Annotated in this window: 17 protein-coding genes, 1 tRNA gene and 1 pseudogene; 12 read left to right on the top strand and 7 right to left on the bottom strand. The window is 63.0% G+C overall.

Going from position 1 to position 19,998, the window contains the following annotated elements; genetic code table 11:
• Window positions 1-58 precede the first annotated feature (58 nt).
• The 3 genes from secA (at window position 59) to V8U06_RS27555 (ending at window position 5,638) form a co-directional block, all read left to right on the top strand.
• Entirely contained in the window at window positions 59-2,773 is a 2,715-nt protein-coding gene (secA, locus tag V8U06_RS27565) for a preprotein translocase subunit SecA (protein WP_427143393.1), read from the top strand.
• A 188-nt stretch (window positions 2,774-2,961) separates the two neighbouring features.
• On the top strand, window positions 2,962-4,377 hold the full coding sequence (locus V8U06_RS27560) for a lipopolysaccharide biosynthesis protein (RefSeq protein WP_427143392.1): 1,416 nt from the start codon (window positions 2,962-2,964) through the stop codon (window positions 4,375-4,377).
• Window positions 4,367-5,638: a GNAT family N-acetyltransferase gene (locus V8U06_RS27555; RefSeq protein ID WP_427143391.1), complete on the top strand. Its 1,272-nt coding sequence runs from the start codon at window positions 4,367-4,369 to the stop codon at window positions 5,636-5,638. Before V8U06_RS27560 ends, V8U06_RS27555 begins: the two co-directional genes overlap by 11 nt.
• 48 nt (window positions 5,639-5,686) lie before the next feature.
• Here V8U06_RS27555 and V8U06_RS27550 read toward each other — a convergent pair whose 3' ends face one another.
• Together V8U06_RS27550 and V8U06_RS27545 are read right to left on the bottom strand one after the other, a co-directional pair.
• Complete coding sequence (locus tag V8U06_RS27550) at window positions 5,687-7,330, bottom strand: AMP-binding protein (protein WP_427143390.1); 1,644 nt, start codon at window positions 7,328-7,330, stop codon at window positions 5,687-5,689.
• Window positions 7,331-7,403: 73 nt separating this feature from the next.
• Window positions 7,404-7,667, bottom strand: a complete 264-nt coding sequence (locus V8U06_RS27545) for a BON domain-containing protein (protein WP_427143389.1) — start codon at window positions 7,665-7,667, stop codon at window positions 7,404-7,406.
• 349 nt (window positions 7,668-8,016) lie between these two features.
• On the opposite strand from V8U06_RS27545, the gene V8U06_RS27540 reads away from it, so the two are divergent.
• Window positions 8,017-8,931: an AraC family transcriptional regulator gene (locus V8U06_RS27540; RefSeq protein ID WP_427143388.1), complete on the top strand. Its 915-nt coding sequence runs from the start codon at window positions 8,017-8,019 to the stop codon at window positions 8,929-8,931.
• 115 nt (window positions 8,932-9,046) lie between these two features.
• Window positions 9,047-9,802 (top strand): SDR family oxidoreductase, encoded by a 756-nt coding sequence (locus V8U06_RS27535; protein ID WP_427143387.1) that lies wholly within the window; start codon window positions 9,047-9,049, stop codon window positions 9,800-9,802.
• Between the two features lie 159 nt (window positions 9,803-9,961).
• Here the strand turns inward: V8U06_RS27535 and V8U06_RS27530 are convergent, their stop codons facing one another.
• Together V8U06_RS27530 and V8U06_RS27525 are read right to left on the bottom strand one after the other, a co-directional pair.
• Complete coding sequence (locus tag V8U06_RS27530) at window positions 9,962-12,244, bottom strand: caspase family protein (protein WP_427143386.1); 2,283 nt, start codon at window positions 12,242-12,244, stop codon at window positions 9,962-9,964.
• Window positions 12,245-12,969: 725 nt separating this feature from the next.
• A tRNA-Leu gene (locus V8U06_RS27525) sits at window positions 12,970-13,054 on the bottom strand.
• A 170-nt stretch (window positions 13,055-13,224) separates the two neighbouring features.
• On the opposite strand from V8U06_RS27525, the gene V8U06_RS27520 reads away from it, so the two are divergent.
• On the top strand, window positions 13,225-13,728 hold the full coding sequence (locus V8U06_RS27520; protein WP_427143385.1) for a disulfide bond formation protein B: 504 nt from the start codon (window positions 13,225-13,227) through the stop codon (window positions 13,726-13,728).
• A 67-nt stretch (window positions 13,729-13,795) separates the two neighbouring features.
• Here V8U06_RS27520 and V8U06_RS27515 read toward each other — a convergent pair whose 3' ends face one another.
• Complete coding sequence (locus V8U06_RS27515; RefSeq protein ID WP_226917568.1) at window positions 13,796-14,353, bottom strand: HNH endonuclease; 558 nt, start codon at window positions 14,351-14,353, stop codon at window positions 13,796-13,798.
• A 105-nt stretch (window positions 14,354-14,458) separates the two neighbouring features.
• Window positions 14,459-15,109 carry a DNA-3-methyladenine glycosylase family protein gene (locus V8U06_RS27510; protein WP_427143413.1) on the bottom strand — a complete coding sequence of 217 codons (651 nt, stop codon included), beginning with the start codon at window positions 15,107-15,109 and terminating at the stop codon, window positions 14,459-14,461.
• 122 nt (window positions 15,110-15,231) lie between these two features.
• Here V8U06_RS27510 and gluQRS point away from each other — a divergent pair, with 122 nt between their 5' ends.
• Entirely contained in the window at window positions 15,232-16,140 is a 909-nt protein-coding gene (gene gluQRS, locus V8U06_RS27505; protein ID WP_427143384.1) for a tRNA glutamyl-Q(34) synthetase GluQRS, read from the top strand.
• Here gluQRS and V8U06_RS27500 read toward each other — a convergent pair.
• Window positions 16,087-17,028 carry a YihY/virulence factor BrkB family protein gene (locus V8U06_RS27500; RefSeq protein ID WP_226921826.1) on the bottom strand — a complete coding sequence of 314 codons (942 nt, stop codon included), beginning with the start codon at window positions 17,026-17,028 and terminating at the stop codon, window positions 16,087-16,089. The two genes, gluQRS and V8U06_RS27500, sit on opposite strands and share 54 nt — an antisense overlap.
• Window positions 17,029-17,129: 101 nt before the next feature.
• Between V8U06_RS27500 and V8U06_RS27495 the strand changes: the two genes are divergently transcribed.
• From V8U06_RS27495 to V8U06_RS27475, 5 genes and pseudogenes are all read left to right on the top strand, one after another.
• Complete coding sequence (locus V8U06_RS27495) at window positions 17,130-17,978, top strand: SDR family oxidoreductase (protein WP_427143383.1); 849 nt, start codon at window positions 17,130-17,132, stop codon at window positions 17,976-17,978.
• A gap of 101 nt (window positions 17,979-18,079) precedes the next feature.
• On the top strand, window positions 18,080-18,280 hold the full coding sequence (locus V8U06_RS27490) for a twin transmembrane helix small protein (RefSeq protein WP_226917572.1): 201 nt from the start codon (window positions 18,080-18,082) through the stop codon (window positions 18,278-18,280).
• Window positions 18,280-18,858: a cob(I)yrinic acid a,c-diamide adenosyltransferase gene (locus tag V8U06_RS27485; RefSeq protein WP_427143382.1), complete on the top strand. Its 579-nt coding sequence runs from the start codon at window positions 18,280-18,282 to the stop codon at window positions 18,856-18,858. The genes V8U06_RS27490 and V8U06_RS27485 overlap by 1 nt, the downstream gene beginning before the upstream one ends.
• Before the next feature lie 52 nt (window positions 18,859-18,910).
• Window positions 18,911-19,696: a rhomboid family intramembrane serine protease gene (locus tag V8U06_RS27480; RefSeq protein ID WP_427143381.1), complete on the top strand. Its 786-nt coding sequence runs from the start codon at window positions 18,911-18,913 to the stop codon at window positions 19,694-19,696.
• 182 nt (window positions 19,697-19,878) lie between these two features.
• A pseudogene (locus V8U06_RS27475) lies at window positions 19,879-19,998 on the top strand (electron transfer flavoprotein subunit beta/FixA family protein); the annotation flags it as partial.

Here is a 19,998-nt window from a genome sequence, read left to right as displayed (position 1 = left end):
CGCGCAATATCGTGCGACCCGTCACGCGCCGGGCGCCCTTAAAGAAAGGACCATTCTGATGGTCAGCCTCGGCGGCATTGCCCGCAAGTTGTTCGGCTCTTCCAACGATCGCCGCGTCCGTTCCTACAAGCCAAGGGTCGATGCGATCAACGCGCTCGAAGCCGAGATCAAGGCGCTCTCCGATGAGGCCTTGCGCGCCAAGACCGTCGAATTCCGCGAACAGCTCGCTGCCGGCAAGACGCTGGACGATATCCTGGTGCCGGCCTTTGCGGTCGCCCGCGAGGCGGCTTTGCGCGTTCTGGGCCTGCGTCCCTTCGACGTCCAGCTCGTCGGCGGCATGATCCTGCACGAGAAGTCCATCGCCGAAATGAAGACCGGTGAAGGCAAGACGCTCGTCGCGACGCTGCCGGTCTATCTCAATGCGCTCGCCGGCAAGGGCGTGCATGTCGTGACGGTCAACGACTACCTCGCCACCCGCGACAGCGGCCTGATGGGCCGCATCTACGGCTTCCTCGGCCTGACCACCGGCGTCATTGTGCATGGTCTCGACGACGACCAGCGCCGCGCGGCCTATGCCTGCGACATCACCTACGCGACGAACAACGAACTCGGCTTCGATTATCTGCGCGACAACATGAAGTACGAGCGCGGCCAGATGGTCCAGCGTGGCCACTTCTTCGCCATCGTCGACGAAGTGGACTCGATCCTCGTCGACGAAGCGCGCACGCCGCTGATCATTTCCGGCCCGCTCGACGACCGCTCCGACCTCTACACCACCATCGACGCCTTCATTCCGATGCTGGACGCGGCGGACTACGAGATCGACGAGAAGCAGCGCTCCGCCAACTTCTCCGAAGTCGGCACCGAGAAGCTGGAGAACCTGCTGCGCGAGGCGGGCCTGCTCAAGGGCGAATCGCTTTATGACGTCGAGAACGTCGCCATCGTCCACCACATCAACAACGCGCTGAAGGCTCACAAGCTCTTCACCCGTGACAAGGACTATATCGTCCGCAACGACGAGATCGTCATCATCGACGAATTCACCGGCCGCATGATGCCGGGCCGCCGCTACTCGGAAGGCCAGCACCAGGCGCTGGAAGCCAAGGAAAAGGTCACGATCCAGCCGGAAAACCAGACGCTGGCCTCGATCACCTTCCAGAACTACTTCCGCATGTACAGCAAGCTCGGCGGCATGACCGGCACGGCCTCGACGGAAGCGGAAGAGTTCGGCAACATCTACGGCCTCGACGTGGTCGAAGTGCCGACCAACCTGCCGATCCAGCGCCGCGACGAGGACGACGAGGTCTACCGGACCGCGGAAGAGAAGTACAAGGCGATCATCGAGGAGATCAAGGCCTCCAGCGAGAAGGGCCAGCCGGTCCTCGTCGGCACCACGTCCATCGAGAAGTCCGAATACCTTGCCGAACTGCTGAAGCGTTCCGGCTTCAAGAACTTCCAGGTCCTGAACGCCCGTTACCACGAGCAGGAAGCCTATATCGTCGCGCAGGCCGGCGTGCCGGGCGCCGTCACCATTGCCACCAACATGGCTGGTCGCGGTACGGACATCCAGCTTGGCGGCAACATCGACATGCGGCTCGAGCGGGAGCTTGCCGAGATGGAGCCGGGCGCCGAGCGTGACGCCAAGCGCGACGCCATCGTCGCCGAGGTCAAGAAGCTCAAGGAACAGGCGCTTGCCGCCGGCGGTCTCTACGTGCTCGCCACCGAGCGTCATGAAAGCCGCCGCATCGACAACCAGCTGCGCGGCCGTTCCGGCCGTCAGGGCGACCCGGGCCGCTCGAAGTTCTTCCTGTCGCTGCAGGACGACCTGATGCGCATCTTCGGCTCCGAGCGCATGGATTCCATGCTGCAGAAACTGGGTCTGAAGGAAGGCGAGGCAATCGTCCATCCCTGGATCAACAAGGCGCTGGAGCGTGCGCAGAAGAAGGTCGAAGCCCGCAACTTCGACATCCGCAAGAACCTCCTCAAGTATGACGACGTGCTGAACGATCAGCGCAAGGTCATCTTCGAGCAACGCATCGAGCTGATGGACAGCGAGAACCTCTCCGAGATCGTCGGCGACATGCGCAACGAAGTCGTCGAGAACCTGGTGCGCCTCAGCATTCCGGAAAACGCCTATGCCGAGCAGTGGGACGTGGCGGGCCTCAAGAAGGGCGCGCTCGAACAGCTCAACCTCGATCTGCCGATCGACGCCTGGGCGGCCGAGGAAGGCATCGACGAGAAGGACATTCTGGAACGCCTGAAGACGGCGGCCGACCAGGCGGCGCAGGACCGTGCGGAACGCTTCGGCCCCGAGATCATGACCTATGTCGAACGCTCGGTGCTGCTCCAGACGCTGGATCACCTGTGGCGCGAGCACATCGTCAATCTCGACCACCTGCGTTCCGTCATCGGCTTCCGCGGCTATGCCCAGCGCGACCCGCTGCAGGAATACAAGGCAGAGGCTTTCGAGCTCTTCCAGGCGCTTCTGGCCAACCTTCGCCAGACCGTCACCGCGCAGCTGATGCGCGTCGAGCTGGTGCGCCAGGCGGCCGACGCCCCCGCGCCGGTGCCGCCGGAAATGGAAGGTCATCATATCGACGGCACGACCGGCGAAGACGATTTCGTCGAAGGCAGCGGCTTCATGGCCGTGGCTGTCGAGGATCGCGATCCGAACGACCCCGCCACCTGGGGCCGCGTCGCCCGCAACGAGGCGTGCCCTTGCGGCTCCGGCAAGAAATACAAGCACTGCCACGGCGCTTTCGAGCAGGCTTGATAACGGGCGGCGCGATCCTCGGGTTCGCCCGAGGATCCCCGCAAAGCCGCGCCATGCAGCGTCGCGATGCCGCCTTCGGGCGGCATTTTCTTTGCGTGGCAGAGGGGTGTCACCCAACCGTTTGTTAACCCTGATCTGACAAGACTGACGCTCCTGTAGTTTTGCGTAGCGTTCGGGTTCCTGTGTTGATGGCGGTCATTCAGTCGGCGGAAAGGTTGCTGCCAGCAAGTCTGCGCGGCAAGGCGGAACCGCTTTTGCGCGCGCTCACCAGCGACGATCCGCGCAATCTCGCCCAGCGCATGGCGCTCATCACCTTCGCCATCCGCGTCGTCAGCGCCGCCATCGCCTTCGTGTCGCAGATCATTCTCGCCCGTGTGATGGGTGAATTCGAATACGGCATTTTCGTCTTCGTCTGGGCGCTGGTCGTCATCTGCGGCGATCTTTCCTGCCTCGGCTTCCACACCACCGTCGTGCGCTTCCTGCCGGGTTACGCCGGGCGCAGCGCCCTGGCGGAAATCCGCGGCCTCACCTCGACGGCGCGTGTCTTCGCGATGCTGTCCTCGACCGCGCTTGCCGCCATCGGTTTCCTCTGTCTCTGGTTCTTCCACGAGGCGTTTGCCGACTACTATGTCGTTCCCCTGTTCATCGGCCTCTTCTGCATGCCGATGATCGCGCTCGGCGATGTGCTGGACAGCACGGCGCGCGCCCATAGCTGGGCGCTGGTGGCGCTCAGCCCCACCTATATCATCCGGCCGCTGCTCATCCTCGTCTTCATGGTGCTGGCTGTGTGGCTGGACAGGCCCCATACGGCGCAGACCGCGATGGTCGCGGCGCTCGCCGCCACCTACCTCACCACGCTCATGCAGTTTGCCAGCATCGTGCGGCGGCTCGGCAAGCGCTACATTCCCGGTCCGCGCAAGCTCGAATTCTCCCTTTGGATCAAGGCGGCGCTGCCGATCTTCGTCATCGAGGGCTTCGGCTTCCTGCTCACCAATTCCGACGTCATCGTCGTCGGTCTCTTCCTCGATCCGGAGAGCGTGGCGATCTATTTCGCTGCCGCCAAGACGGTGGCGCTGGTGCACTTCGTCTTCTTTTCGGTGAAGGCCGCTGCCGCGCCGCGCTTCTCCGCGCTCTTTTCGTCCGGCGACCGGCTGGCGCTGGCGCGCTTTGCCGGCGAGACCGTGCGCTGGAGCTTCTGGCCCTCGCTGGCCGTCGGGCTCGGCGTGCTGGCGCTCGGCCATTTTCTGCTGTCGCTCTTCGGTCCGGCCTTCACGGCGGGTCACAGTCTGATGGCGATCCTGCTGGCCGGCGTTCTCGCCAAGGCGCTGGTCGGCCCCGGCGAGGTGCTGCTGACCATGTCCGGCGAACAGCGGCTCTGTGTCGGCGTTTATGCCATCGCGCTGACTGCCAATATCGGCCTCAACGTCACGCTCATTCCGCTCTTCGGCGTGACGGGCGCCGCCATCGCCACGGCCAGCGCCATGGTGGTGGAGGCCGTGCTTCTGCATCTTGCCGTGCGCGGCAAACTTTCGATCATTCTCTTCGCCTTCGCCAATCCGGTGACGGCGAGACTTGCCAATGGGGTGGACCACCATGACCGATAGCCACGGCTTCGACCATGCGATCGCGGCGGGACGCGCCCAGGCCGCCATTCCTCCCGCCGCCGCGCATGCCCAGCCGCCGGCGGACCAGCGCATTGCGACCGGTCGCCCCGGCCGCACGCTCGCGCTCTACCCGGCGACGGCCGGCTATGAGCTGCAACAGGAACTCGATTTCCTGTCGAACCGGGTGATGGAGCCGAATGTCTTCTTCACCGGCCGTTTCCTCGCGCCGGCCATGCCGCGCCTTGAAGACCGCACCGTGCGGCTCTCGGTCATTCGCGACGAGAGCGCCGGGCGCAGCCGCATGCGCTTCCTGATGCCCTTCTCCATCGAGAAGCCGGGTTTTTCCATCGGTTCCAGCATCCTGCGCGCCTGGTCCAATCCGTTCGGTCCGCTCGGCACGCCGCTCGTCGATGCCGAGGATGCGGCCGAAACGCTCGACAACCTGCTGGAGGCGCTTTCCGGCTCGGGAACCGGCCTGCCGCCGATCCTTGTCCTGCCGGACCTGCGCCTCAACGGTCCGTTCGCCCAGTTGATGCGCGCCGTCGCCATCGGCCGCAACCTGCCGGTCAACGTTACGGATACCTATCGCCGGCCGATGCTGGACAGTCTGGTCGACGGCCAGACCTATCTGCAGCACGCCATTTCGCCCGAGCATTTCCGCGAGTTGCGCCGGCAATGGCGCAAGCTCGATCAGCTCGGGGCGCTCAGCTACAATGTCGCCCGCCAACCGGCGGATATCCGCCTGCGCATGGAAGAGTTCCTGCTGCTCGAAGCCTCCGGCTGGAAGGGTCGCGGCCGCACGGCCATGATCAACGACCGTTACCGTGCCGCCTTCGCTCGCGAGGCGATCACCAACCTGGCCGAGACCGACGGCGTGCGCATCCACACGCTGGATCTCGATGGCCGCGCTATCGCCTCCATGGTCGTCTTCATGTCCGGTGGCGAAGCCTATACGTGGAAGACGGCCTATGACGAGGAATTCGCCAAATATTCGCCGGGCAAGCTGCTGGTGGCCGAACTCACCGAATGGCATCTCGACGACGCGAACATCGCCCGCTCGGATTCCTGCGCGGTGCCGGATCACCCCGTCATGAGCCGCTTCTGGGAAGAGCGCGAGGACATGGGCACGCTCGTCATCGGTCTGCAGGCAAACCGCGACCGCGACGTGCGGCAGGTGGCGACCCAGCTTCACCTCTACCGCAACACCCGCAACGTGGCGCGGCTGCTGCGCGAGAAGATCCGTTCGCTGGCACGGCGATAGAGCCTTTCCAGCCGAAGAGGCGCGGCCTCTGCGTCGGACAGTACGGCGTCAGGCCGCGAACGGCGTTTCTTCCGCCGCCCGCTTGCGCAGCTGGTGGCGGATGACCTTGCCGGAGGTCGTCAGTGGCAGCGACTCCACGAAATCCACCTCGCGCGGATATTCGTGCATCGAAAGCCGCGACTTCACCCATTCGCGAATGTCCGAGGCGAGCGCCGGCGAGGGCACGTTGCCGGGACGCAGCATCACATAGGCCTTGACGATTTCCGTGCGCACCGGGTCGGGCTTGCCGACCGCGGCGGCAAGCTGCACGGCGGGATGGCCGGCCAGGCAATCCTCGATCTCGCTCGGGCCGATGCGGTAGCCGGAAGAGGTGATGACGTCGTCGTCGCGGCCGAAGAAGGTGACATAACCCTCCTCATCCATGCGGCCGAGGTCGCCCGTCGTCATCCAGTCGCCGATGAACTTTTCCGCCGTCGCCTTGTCATTCTTCCAGTAGCCGAGGAACATGACCGGGTCCGGCCGCCTGACCGCGACCTGACCGACCGTGCCGCGCGGCAGTTCCCGGCCGGCCGCATCGATGATCGCGACCACATGGCCCGGCACGGCCTTGCCGATCGGCCCCGGCCGCGACACGCCGAGCTTGCCGATGGAGCCGAGCACGATGTTGCATTCGGTCTGGCCGTAGAACTCGTTGATGGTAATGCCGAGCGTATCGCGCACCCATTCCCAGGTTTCACGGCCGAGCGATTCGCCCGCCGAGCCGATGGTGCGCAGGTTCAGCCGGTACTTTTCCCGCGGATGGGTGATCGTCTTCATCAGGCGCAGCGCCGTCGGCGGGATGAACGCATTGCGCACGTCCATGTCCTGCATGATGCGATAGGCCATGTCGGGATCGAATTTCTGACCGGGAGAGGACACGACGGGCACACCGAGCAGAAGCGCCGGCAGCAGTACGTTGAGAAGGCCGCCCGCCCAGGCCCAGTCCGAGGGCGTCCAGATGCGGTCGCCGGGCTGCGGCAGGAACTCGTGGTGCATCTGGAAGCCCGGCACATGGCCGAGCAGCACGCGGTGCCCATGCAGCGCGCCCTTCGGCGGGCCGGTGGTGCCGGACGTATAGATCATCATCGCCGGATCGTCCGGCCCGCTGTCGACGGCCTCGAAGGGGCCGGCGTGCCTCGCGAGGAGATCGTGGAAGGACTTTGCCTCGGGGTCGGCGGCCGGTTCGGTCGCGATCACGAGGTCGAGCGTCGGAAGCTCGGCGCGGATCGGCCCGAGGCGTTCGGCACCGAAGCGGTTGGTGACGATGGCCTTTGCTTCGGCATTCTTCAGCCTGAAGAGCAGGGCATCCGCGCCGAAGAGCAGCGCGAGCGGCAGGGCGATGGCGCCGAGCTTGTAGATGGCGAGGTGGGCGATGACCGTCTCGAAGCCCTGCGGCAGCAGGATTGCGACGCGGTCGCCTCTTTCGACGCCTTCTGCCTTGAGCGCCGCGGCAAAGGCATCGGACCGGGCGGCGAGCGCACCATAGGTCAGGGCAAGCGGCGGCGCATCCGGCAGGAAATGTTGCAGACAGACGCGGTCCGGCTCTCGCGCCGCCCACGTATTGGAGACAGCGGTGCCGATGTTGAACCGGTCCGGAATCTGCCATCGGAAATCCCGGTACAGCGCATCATAGGTCGGTCTTTCGACGAGCATGCCGCGTCACTCCAGTTTGCTGCACTGCACTAGCATTCTGGAGAAAAACGGGCAATGGCGGGTTTTGGCGGGCTCAAAGCCAGGAGAGGCGGTTGTCGACCTCGCTGACATCCTTGACGGAGGCGGCCACCGCGACCGCGCGGTCCGCCTCCTCGGCGGTGCCGACGCTGCCGGAAAGAATGATCCGCGTGCCCTTGCAGGTGACAGTGATGTCGGACGCATCTACATCGCCCGCCACCGAAAGCGCGTCGGCCACCGCCGCTTCCAGCCAGGCAGGGTGGGGGCCGTCGAAATGTTCGGGCAGTTCGCCGTTGAAGGTGCCTTCCTTGAAAACCATGACGCGCTCCTTTGACCGGTTTCGCGATGAAACGGGAAACGAAGGGGAAACGGGAAACGAAGGGATTTGTTCGCCACGCGTGTGTCGTGGCATGCCTTGTTTGCCGGAAAACAAAGTCGCCCCGAAATGGTTGAGACCCAAGAGCGTGCACACCGCTCTCGGGTCCCCCTCACAACCGCATCCGGGGGTTCAGCAGTTGCACACAGAAAATGCGGCTACGCAAAATTTGTTCCCGCTAAAATGCAAGATTTTTTGAGGGGGAATTCCGCCCGCCACGGAGCCGCATCTCGACAGAGGGGCGGAGACGAATTAGGCTTTTTTCTTAACAATAGATTATGGATCGTCCGGAATGGATCCGCTCAGCGACATCATCGCCTTGCTCCGGCCCAGCACGGCCATTTCCAAGCCCATCACGGGTCGTGGCCGATGGGGTGTGCGCTATGCCGCGCACCACGCGCCCGGCTTCACCATCATCCTTGAGGGCGCGTGCTGGATCGCGTTCGAGGGAGAGGCGCCCCTGCGGATTCAAAAAGGCGATTTTCTTCTCGTGCCGTCGTCTCCCGCCTTTACGCTGAGCAGCCATCCCGGCATGGCATGCGAACCCCGCGCGCCCATGGAGACGGCGGTCCGCCACGGCGAGACGGAGGGCGATCCCGATTTCGTCTCGCTCGGCGGCACCTTCCGCATCGAGGCGGCGAACGCGCCGCTTCTGCTCGCGCTCCTGCCGCGGGTCATCCATATCCCCGCCTCGGAGGGACGGAGCGACAAGCTCGGCCGCGTGATCGGCCTCATCATGGAGGAATGTTCAAGCGAGGATCCCGGCAAGGACATGATCCTGCCGCGCATGCTCGAAGTGCTTCTGATCGAGGCGCTGCGGGCGCAGGCGATCGCCGCCGATGCGGCGCAAGCCGGCCTCCTGCGGGGGCTGCGCGATCCCGCGCTCGGCCGCGTGCTGCGCGCCATGCATGCGGACGTGCGGGCCGGCTGGACCGTGGCCGGCCTAGCGAAGCTCGCCGGCCTTTCCCGTTCCGCCTTTGCCGCGCGTTTCGGGGCGGTTCTCGGCTGCGGCCCCATCGAATATCTTGCCCGCTGGCGTATGGCGCTTGCCAAGGACGCGCTGGTGCGCGGATCAAAAACGCTGGACAGAATCGCCGAGGAGGTCGGTTACGAATCGGCCAGCGCGTTCAGCACGGCCTTCCGCAAGAGGCTCGGCTGCTCACCCGGCCGCTTTGCCCGCACGGGCAGTGCGGCCAGTCTGGTCTAAGACACTTCAGTCCTGCACGTATTTGGACGATTGAGCAATAGAATTGGACTTTGAATTATGGTTCGTCCTGAATGAGGGGCGTATCCAGGGGCATCCGAAACAAATGGAGCCCCCAATGCAAACGATCCTGATCACCGGCGCATCCTCCGGCTATGGCCTTGAAACCGCCCGTCACTTTCTCGCCGGGGGGTGGAATGTCATCGCCACCATGCGGCGACCGGACCCCGCCGTCCTGCCGCAGGCGGAAAACCTGCGCATCCTGCCGCTCGATGTCACCGATGCCGACAGCATCGCGGCCTGCATCGAGGCGGCTGGTCCGGTCGATGTTCTCGTCAACAATGCCGGCATCGGTGTCGTCGGCGCTTTCGAGGCGACGCCGATGGCGCATATCCGCCGGGTATTCGATACCAACACCTTCGGCGTCATGGCCATGTGCCAGGCTGTCATCCCGCAGATGCGCGCCCGCCGGGCGGGCACCATCGTCAACGTGACGTCGAGCGTTACGCTGGCCTCCTTCCCGCTCGCCGCGCCCTACAAGGCCAGCAAGCAGGCAATCGAGGGCTTTTCCGAAGCGCTTGCCGAGGAACTCGCCTTCTTCGGCATCCGCGTGAAGATCGTCGAGCCGGGTTATGCGCCGACGACCCGCTTTGCCGGCAACAGCGCCATCAACCCGCTGGACCTGATCCCGGAGGCCTACCAACCCTTTGCCGCGCCGATCTTCGCCGAATTCGGCAACCCGAAGATGACGACGCGGGAAGCCGACGTCGCCGGCGCCATCTGGGCGGCCGCAAACGACACCAGCGCCCAGCGCCATTTCCCGGCCGGAGAGGATGCCGTCCACCTCGCGAAGATCCGCCAGTTCGGCGGCTGAGTTGTCATCACGTCCCGCGCCGGTCGTGATTGACTGGCGCGGAGAAATCGGAAAACAGGAGAAAGGTTTAATGCCGGTGCCTATGCCGGCATCCAATTGGAATATCGTGCGCATTCATCGACAATCATGGTTCGTCACAATCATTGAAGCGTGGCCCGTTCACCGATCCACGAATGGTTGCCCATAGATTCGCTGAAAAGCCGCTCGCGTTGAAGGGCCGACTATACCGTCCGCGGGGCCTTCGTAGTCACCCGTGAGCATCAGTCGCTGTTGAAGATGCTTCAATGTGGAAATATTCCAGGAATATTGCGTAGCGCCTTCTTCCAACGACGCTTCATGTATCCCATTCCCGCGAAGGCACTTCTCAAGACTGGTCGCAGCGCGTCTAAAACTGGTCGCGTTGTCGACACCCTGAGCCGAAACCTGATCCTGTGCCTTGGCCAGTGAACACGCTGCAAGAGATGAGCCCTGCTCGTCCGCCTGCGTAAGCCACTTTATTGCCTCGATGGGATCGGGCGAGATGTCCTCCATACCCTGCTGATACATAAGCCCCAAGTTCAGCATTGCGTCTGCGCTTCCAAGCTTCGCAGCCTCCTTGAGCAATCGCAAACCCTCGGTAACGTTGCGTTGGGTGCCGCTCCCGGCCATATAGTTGCGGCCTAATTCAAACCTGCCTTCGGGATGGCCCGCCTCACTTGCCAATCGAAACCAAACGACGGCTTGAGACGGATTCTGGAAGCGACCGGTACCGGATTCATAGCTCTTGCCTAGCGCGGTCATCGCACCAGGATCCCCGCTCTGAGCCACGCGCTTATTCCATTCTTTAACTTGTTCGGGATCTCTCAAACCCATTTTACTGGTTTCATAGATATCCCCAATTGCAATCATGGCTCCCGTGTTGCCCCCCTCGGCGCTCCGAGAATACCAGCGGATAGCTTCCTTCTCGTTCATTGGGATAGGGCTGTGGCCGGCAGCATAGATGCGTGCTAGCGCATTCATTGCGCCATCGTGGCCTCGCTCAGCCGCAAGGCGATACCAGCGAAGCGCCTCTGAAGCGTTTTCTTCAACGCCTCGTCCTTCTAAATACCGGTTTCCGAGTTCATATGACGACCATGCGTGACCACCCTCGGCGGCGAGCCTGTACCATCGCGCTGCCTCCTCGTCATCTGTATCCAATCCGAACATTCCACTGCTAAAGAGGCCGAGCCTGTAGGCCGCGAGAGTGCTTCCCAAATCGGCGGCGCGTCGATAAGCCTCCGCCGCTTCATGAAACCGTTTGTCGCTGTCATACGCTCTCCCAAGTTGGTAGATTAGACGACGCTCGCCTGGGTTCTCCGCTACAGCTGTCTGACAAGCCTTAATCGCAGCCTCTACAATCTCGCCTTCGGGGATGCCTTTGACTAGAGGATGTCTATCCGGATCCTTTTGGAACGCTGCGAGCCTGTCGCACTCTGTTGCAGGCACAGTTCTGTCAAGCTCTTCCAGTTTATCGAGCGTTGACTTTGCTATGAACGCAAATGCGCAATTGCCGAAGCGCGTCAAATGGTCCTGTATCAATCCCTTATCCGATGAAGATTTTACCTCTGACCAATGAGCGCCGGCGTCGAAGCAAGGATCGGTTGAGTAGTTGTTTGTCCTATTTTTTTCGTCGCTCGCTGGCTTGCCCGAAAGGAAAATTTCCATTCCGCGCGCCTGGTCATAGTATGCTGGGCTTTGCTCGTGTTCGACAGTCTTTGCAAGCGTTTCCACGCCCGCATTTACTCTGTAAGCAATATCCACCAAGCTTAAGCCGGGCTCAGTCAATGTCGGTACCAAAACGCGGGTGAAAACGGAGTTCGGTTCGGGATCATTTTCACCTAGCCGATCAAGCGCAGTCTGGCCAAATCCGGCAGAATAAATTCCGAACACCCCTCGCTGGTCACGAACCGGTTGCAGTCCTCTAGCGGTACCGATTGAGCGGCTGCCAGCAGTTGCGAATGGATTATCTCGACATGCGTCAAGAACAATGATCACCAGTTGAGCACCGGCGGACTTCAGCTGCTCAATCAGATCCGCCTCACTCATGGCGGCAGACCTAACACGATTCTCAGCTTGAGAACCCTGCGGAACCGGGACATCAACCGGAAGGATGAAATTGCCCCCGCCTAGCGCGACTCCGTGCCCTGCGAAAAAAATGAAGACCGTATCGCCTTGTTTAATGGTGTCTGTGAGGTCAAACACCATATCCTGTATCTGGCGGAGGTTTAAGTTATGACCACGCGAGACAGAGAATCCCAGTTTTTCTAAAGCATCTCCCACAGCCTCGGCGTCGTTTACAGCTTTTTGAAGTGGTGGCAGGGCATGATATTCATCGTTTCCAATGACCAATGCGTATCGGTCCGCACCTGCCGCCGAGACTATGAAAAATAAAAGGAATGTGCTGAGCCAGGAAAGAAAACGCATTGAATGTCCTCTCCCCTAAATGTTCCCCGAAACTTTGGTGTGGTCAACTCTTCGCTTCTGCGAAGACAGAAGGTTCGAGCGGGCCTAAGTCGGGGGGCGGTGATCGCCAGTTTGTCCGCAATCGCCGCCTTACAATGCGCTAGGGGCACCGCTTAACCAGGCGATTGGGTGGCCGATTGCTGGGCATGGATAATCGACAGGCGCGGTTCGTTGATAAAAAGGCGCAAGCGAGTGCACTTAACGTAGTCCGTGCGGAGAGAGTTTATAGGAAACTGGCCCGGTGCGACCGATTCGTGCTGGGTGGTTGTCCAATATTCGCATGGGTGCAGGTGCCGCTTGTGCTCTATGGAGCAAACCAGCCCTAGGTGTTCAGTCCCGGCATTGGATTCGGGATAGGCCTCATAGCCGTGCAACATCCTGTTCTCGCCCCGAGAGATTCGGATGTTCGCCGCAGGATTTGAAATATGGTCTCAGCTACGTCGCCGTCAAACGGCGCTCAGTTTCCGTTTGTTAAAGCTGGTTTTCACTGCGCACGCGATCCGAGGGCAGGCGAGGGCCACCGTACAGGATTTCCGCTTTGAAGCTTTTCGTTTGGCAGCTTCCATTGTCGGATTACGGAACCGTAAAACCAGTCAAGCAAACGCAGCAAGGTGGATTTAGAGGGAGATTGAAAAAGTTCCGAGTGCCCGAAAACATCTGAAAAACAAGCACTCTTGATGAAAGTATGGTGCCCCATGCCGGAATCGAACCAGCACTCCTTTCGGAACTCGATTTTGAGTCGAGCGCGTCTACCAGTTCCGCCAATGGGGCACGGCACTGAGCCATCGCCGTTTACACGATGCGTCTGCGGGCGGCAACCGGCAAATCGGGGTGGGGCGTGCGATCACTTATCCGTGCGGTGCATTTACAATGCGGCCCCGCCTGATAGAACTCGGCGCCATTTCGCCGGCGCTCCCCGCCGGCTTCACTGGACGGACCCCATGACGGCATCCCTTTCCCGCAAGACCTCTGCGGGTCTTCTTTCGCTCGGTATGGCAGCCACCGTCGGCGGCGCGCTCGCCTTCGAACATATCGGCGGCTACATTCCCTGCGCGCTCTGCCTGCTGCAGCGCGATCCCTATTACTACGGCATCCCGGTTGCGGTGGCGGCGCTGCTTTCCGCGCTCTTCGGCGGGCCGGTCTGGCTGACGCGGCTGCTGCTTGCCATCGCCGGCATCATGATGCTCGTCGGTGCGGGTATGGGCGTCTATCATGCGGGCGTCGAATGGGGCTTCTGGGAAGGGCCAGCGACCTGCGCGACCACGGCGCAGGGCGTGACGCAGAATGCCGGCGACCTCTTGTCCGACCTCAACTCCAAGCACGGGCCTTCCTGCCAGGAAGCGTCCTTCCGTCTGCTCGGTCTTTCCTTCGCCGGCTGGAATGTAATTGCGAGCCTCATCCTCGCCGCGATCGCCTTTTCCGGCGTGCGGTCCGCGAAAGCGTGATGGCCGCAACCCGGCCCGAGGGCATGCCATGGCCGCAGGTGCGCGAGGCGCGCCTGCGCGGCGGGCATCAGGGTTGCAGTTCGACGTCCCAGTAGAGATAGTCCATCCAGCTTTCATGCAGATAGTTGGGTGGAAACAGTCGCCCGTTGTTGTGCAGATCCTGAACCGAAGGCTGGTAGGGCTTCTGATGCGGGTGCATGCCCGCCTGCTTGGGCAGCTTGCTGCCTTTTCTCAAATTGCACGGGGAGCAGGCCGCGACCACGTTCTGCCAGGTCGTCTCGCCGCCATGGGCGCGCGGGATGACATGGTCGAAGGTCAGGTCGTCCGGCGACCCGCAGTACTGGCATTCGAACTTGTCGCGCAGGAACACGTTGAACCGGGTGAAGGCCGGGTGGCGTGAGGGCTGCACGTAGGTTTTCAGGCACACGACGCTTGGCAGGCGCATCGTGAAACTCGGGGACGACACCGAATGTTCGTATTCGGCGATGATGTTGACGCGGTCAAGAAACACGGCCTTGATCGCGTCCTGCCAGGACCACAGCGACAAGGGATAATAACTCAGCGGCCTGTAGTCAGCATTCAGTACAAGGGCTGGCAGGGCCTGTGGTGAAACTGAAATCGTCAAGGGCTTCTCCTGATCGATTCGGCATCTGCCCTTCTATATTAGGCCCGTTGTTACAGCATTGTGAAGCCGGAATGGAAAAGCGAAAACAACGGATTTTCGCCGGCCTCAGCCTTCCAGCACCGGAGCCGCCTCGCGGCGCATTTCCCGCGCGTAATAGGCCCAGAACAGCCGCGCCGAGACGCCCCGCCAGGGCGACCAGCTTTCCGCGATCCGGTCGAGTTCCTGCGGGCTCGGCCTGACGGGAAGGCCGAATGCATGGGCGACGGCATTCTGCAGGGCGATATCGCCCGAGGGGAAGATGTCCGGATGGCCGGCGCAGAACAGCAGATAGACATCCGCCGTCCAGCGGCCGATGCCCTTGATCGCCGTCAGCCTGCGCGTGGCGGCCGACGCCTCCATGTGGCAGACGGCGTCGAGATCGAGTTCGCCACGATCGACGCTTTCCGCCGCGCGGCGCAGCGTTTCGGTCTTGGCGCGGGAGAGGCCGATGGCGCGGCAGTCCTCGTCGGTAAGGCCGAGGATGTGATGGGGCGTGATGTCGCCGGCCGTCTCCTCCAGCCGGCGCCAGATGGCGTCGGCGCTGGCGCGGGAAACCATCTGCGCCACGATGATGCCGGCCAGGCCGCGATAGCCGGGCGAAAGCCGGCGCAGGGGCACGGGGCCGGCCTTGTCGATGACATTGAAAAGGCGCACGTCGATGAGCGCGAGGTCGACGAGACCCGCGGCCACATCCGCATCCGTCCTGATCATGTGCAGTTGCATGGTTTCCGGCGGTCCCTGCGCTCAGCCTGTCGCGCGAAAGCGTATGGCGGTTTTGCGGTACATCCTGCAAGAAAGCAACCTGTGGCGCGTCCCGCCGCTTCGTGTCAGAAAACCGCATGCAGAGCCCCTTGTCAAAACACCGTGTCTTCCGCTTCGCGCCGAGCCCGAATGGCCTCCTGCATCTCGGCCATGCGCTGTCGGCGATCCTGAACCACGCGCTTGCCGCGGCCTGCGGCGGCCGGTTCCTGCTGCGCATCGAGGATATCGATCCGGCCCGCTCCAGGCCGGAATTCGAGGCGGCTATCTATCGCGACCTCGCCTGGCTCGGGCTCGACTGGGAGGCGCCTGTGCGCCGGCAGAGCGAGCATCTCGCCTTCTATGGCGAAGCGCTGGAACGGCTGAAGGCAATGGGCGTGCTTTATCCGGGGTTCCTCAGTCGCGGAGAGGTGAAGGCACGCGTCCAGGCGCATGAGGCGGCAGGTTTCGTCTGGCCGCGCGATCCCGACGGCGCGCCGCTCTATCCGATGGAGGAACGGACGCTCGACCGGGATCAGGCGCTCGCCTGGATCGCGGCAGGACGGCAGCATGCCTGGCGGCTCGACATGGACAAGGCCCGCGCGCTGGCGCCGGATCGGCTGGACTGGTCGGAGACGGGCACTGGACCAGCGGGAGAGACGGGGATCGTCGCCGCGAAGCCGGAGCAGTGGGGCGACGTCATTCTCTCGCGGCCGGATGCGCCGGCCAGCTATCATCTTGCCGTGGTGCTCGACGATGCCGCGCAGGATATTACCGATGTGGTGCGCGGCCAGGATCTCTTCCATGCGACGGCGGTGCACCGCCTCCTGCAAAGCCTGCTCGGCCTGCCGGCGCCGACCTATCGGCATCACGGGCTGGTGCCGGGGCCGGACGGGAAGAAGCTCTCGAAGAGCAACCAGGATACGGGCATTGCCGCCTATCGGGAAAAGGGCGTCTCACCGGCCGGCATTCGCGCCCTGCTCGCGGGCTATGGCTTCGTCTTCCATTGATGCCTCTTCGACCGCAGGTTTCTTCACGCCGCGCACCCGGTCGAGGATCAGGTGCTTGACCCGATACTTCATCAGCGCGGCGTTGATCTCCGCGCCGACGATGAAGATCGCGCCGATGATATAGAGGAAGACCAGCGCGATCATGATCGAGGCAAGGCCGGCATAGGTCGAGACATAGGTGGCGAAGGTGGCGAGGTAGGACGCAAAGGCATAGGCGCCGAAGCCCCAGGCAAGCAGCGTCAGCAGGATGCCCGGCAGGACGTCGGCGATCTTTCGGCGGCCGGCGGGCAGCCACAGATGGGCGATGAGGAGGCCGACCAGCAGCACGAGGATCGTGCCGAAGAGGCCCCAGCTTTCCACCCAGGAATAGACATAGGTCAGCCAGGGCAGCCAGTCGCCGGTGGCGCGCACGGCCAGCGGCGCTGCGACGAGCACGATGCTGATGACGGCCAGCGCCAGGACCCCGGCGATGACGAAGCCGAGGCTGGCGAGGCGGGTGACGTACCAGTAGCGCGTCTCGGCCACCCGGTAGGCGCGGTTCAGCGAGATGCGCAGCGCCTCCACGCCGTTGGAGGCGAAATAGGCGGCGGCGAGCACGGAAACGGTCAGGAGGCCGCCGCGGGGAATGGTCAGAACCGCGACCACCTCGCGGGAAATCGGCGCGGCGATCGATTCCGGCCAGGTGTCGAAGATGAGATGCACGGCGGTTTCGGCGAACTGGTCGGCGCCGAGGAAGGAGCCGAGCGCGGTGCCGAAGATGAGGAAGGGGAAGATCGCCAGCAGGGTCGACAGAGCCACATGGCTTGCCATTGCCCAGCCGTCGTCCTCGGAGAAGTGCCAGATCGCATCGAAGACGACCTTGTAGGCAACGCGGATGGCGGTCGGCATCTGCACTGTTCGCTTCCTTTGTGCGGCCGTTGCCGGCCGTCTCTCATTGTCTCACGCGGGTGAATATGGGAAACGGTTGCAGATTTGTACAGGAAACCGCCATGTCTTCTCCAAGCACGACGACCCAGCCGAGCATCATCGTCACCGGCTGCTCCTCCGGCATCGGCGCCCATTGCGCCCGCGCGCTGAAGGCCGAAGGCTGGCGCGTCTTCGCCACGGTGCGGCGGGACGAGGACCGGGGAGCGCTCGAAACCGACGGCATCGAGACCTTCCTGATGGACTATACGAAGCCGGAGACCATCGCGGCGCTGGTGGAGGCCGTGCTGGAGCGGACGGGCGGCCGGCTCGATGCGCTTTTCAACAATGGCGCCTATGGGCAGGCGGGCGCGGTGGAGGATCTGCCGGTGGAGGCGTTGCGCCTTCAGCTCGAGACCAATGTCATCGGCTGGCACGACCTGACGCGGCGGGTGGTCCCGGTGATGCGCCGGCAGGGTCATGGCCGCATCGTGCAATGCTCGTCGATCCTCGGCCTCGTGCCCTATCGCTGGCGCGGCGCCTACAATGCCTCGAAATTCGCGCTGGAAGCCCTGTCGCTGACGCTGCGCATGGAGCTCGCCGGTTCGGGCGTGCATGTCAGCCTCATCGAGCCGGGGCCGATCGAATCGCGTTTCACCGCCAATGCGCTCATCCAGATCGAGAAGCATATCGATATCGAGAATTCGGTGCATGTCGCCGAATACAGGCGGCAGCTGCGTCGCCTTCGCGGCGAGGGCAAGCCGGCGCGCGGCAAGCTGGGGCCGGAAGCCGTGCATGCCGTTCTGCGCCACGCGCTGACCGCAAAAGCGCCGCGACCGCACTATGTCGTGACCACGCCGGCGAAACAGGGCGTGCTGCTGAAGAAGCTGCTGCCGGCCGCCTTCTTCTACCGGCTGATCGGCAAGCTCGGCTGACGCGGCGCGGCGTCGCAGGTTTTCCTGGCGAAAACGCGTGCACTTTGCGCGGAAAACCCTATTTGAATAGGGACTGACAGAAATCAAACCGGATCGTGGACATGTCTTCCTTCCTCACCTTCATGACCCTGCTCGTCATGGGCCTCGTCGTCATCGTGCTCGTGCGCGGTCTCGCCAACATGGCCAAGGGCGGCAGCGGCAACACGTCCAACAAGCTGATGCAGATGCGCGTGCTGCTGCAGGCGATCGCCATCGTCCTCATCATGGTGACCCTGTGGGCCACGGGTGGCGGACGCGGCTGATGGTCAAGCTCAACAAGATCTACACGCGGACCGGTGATAACGGCACGACGGGTCTGGCCGCCGGCCCGCGCCGCAAGAAACACGATCTGCGCGTCGAATCCTACGGCGAGGTGGATGAGGCGAATTCCTGCATCGGCATTGCGCGCCAGCATCTTGCCGACCATCCGGCGCTCGATGCGATGCTGATGCGCATCCAGAACGACCTCTTCGATCTCGGCGCGGACCTTGCGACGCCGGACGATGGCGTCAAGCTGGAATACGAGCCGCTGCGCATCGTCAAGGCGCAGGTCGACCGGCTGGAGCGGGAAATCGATCAGCTCAATGCCGATCTCGAGCCGCTGCGTTCCTTCGTGCTGCCGGGCGGTACACCGGCCGCGGCGGCGCTGCATCTGGCGCGCACCGTCGCGCGGCGGGCGGAACGGCGTATCGTTGCCTTGCAGGACAGCGACGGCGAGGCCGTCTCGGCGATCTCCGTCGCCTATATCAACCGTCTTTCCGACTTTCTTTTCGTCGCGGCGCGCTGGGTGAACGACAAGGGGCGCACGGACATATTGTGGGTTCCGGGGCAGAACAGATAAGCTCGCGCCAGACACGCCGCCGCGGATAGGCGGCCGGCCGGGAAGGGGACCCATGTTCATACCGCTGCATGACACGAACTCCCTGAAATACATCAAGGTGCAATATGTCACGATCAGTCTGATCGTGATCAATACCGTCGTCTGGCTGGTGACGGGGCTGGCGTCCACGCAGTCGTTTTCAGACGCGGCGGTGGTCGGCCTCGGTTACATTCCGGCCGTCGTCTTCGATTTCGCGGATCTCGAGCCGAGTCTGGTGCTGGTGCCGGAGGACGCAACCTACATCACCTATGCCTTCCTGCACGGCGATTTCATGCATCTCGCCTCGAACATGCTCTTCCTCTGGGTGTTCGGCGACAATGTGGAGGATGCGCTGGGGCATTTCCGCTTCCTGCTGTTCTACCTCCTGTGCGCGGCTGCCGGCGCGCTGGTGCACGGCCTTGTGCAACCGGCTTCGGAAGCGCCGCTGATCGGCGCGTCGGGAGCGATTTCGGGCGTGGTCGCGGCCTATTTCCTGCTGCATCCCAAGGTGCGCGTCTGGGTGCTGGTGTTCTTCCGCATTCCCCTGCCGCTGCCGGCGGTCATTCCGCTCGCCTTCTGGATCGCCCAGCAGTTCTACATGCTGGTGGTGGATGGCGACAGCGGCGTTTCCTGGGGCGCGCATGTGGGCGGCATCATTGCCGGGGCGGTCCTCGTGCTCGTCCTGCGGCGGCGCGGCGTGCCCCTCTTCGACCAGACAATCGTGACGCCCAAGGCGGTGCGGCATGTCGAGGCGGTGCCGGCGCCTGTCGAGGAGACGGCGGCAGGCCCCGTGGTGCCGCCCACCCATTGGGGGCGGTGACCGGGTCGAATTCTGCAAATTGACGTGAACGTAAAGGTAATTTATAAGCCTTTCGTTTTCACGTGGGGAGGGCCCGTGACACATTGTAATTGGGGAAAAAACGCGTATCGATGTCGCCAACCGACAATCAGGCCGCCCCTGAAAGGCGCATTTTCCCCGCGGGCATTTGAAGGAAGGAAGCCATGAAGATCTTGGTCCCAGTCAAGCGTGTCGTCGACTACAACGTGAAGATCCGCGTCAAGGCGGATGGCTCGGGTGTCGAGCTTGCGAACGTGAAGATGTCGATGAACCCGTTCGACGAA

This window comes from Shinella sp. G-2 (genome assembly GCF_050172695.1).
Lineage (GTDB): Bacteria > Pseudomonadota > Alphaproteobacteria > Rhizobiales > Rhizobiaceae > Shinella.
This window is presented reverse-complemented; position numbering and strand designations above follow the sequence as displayed.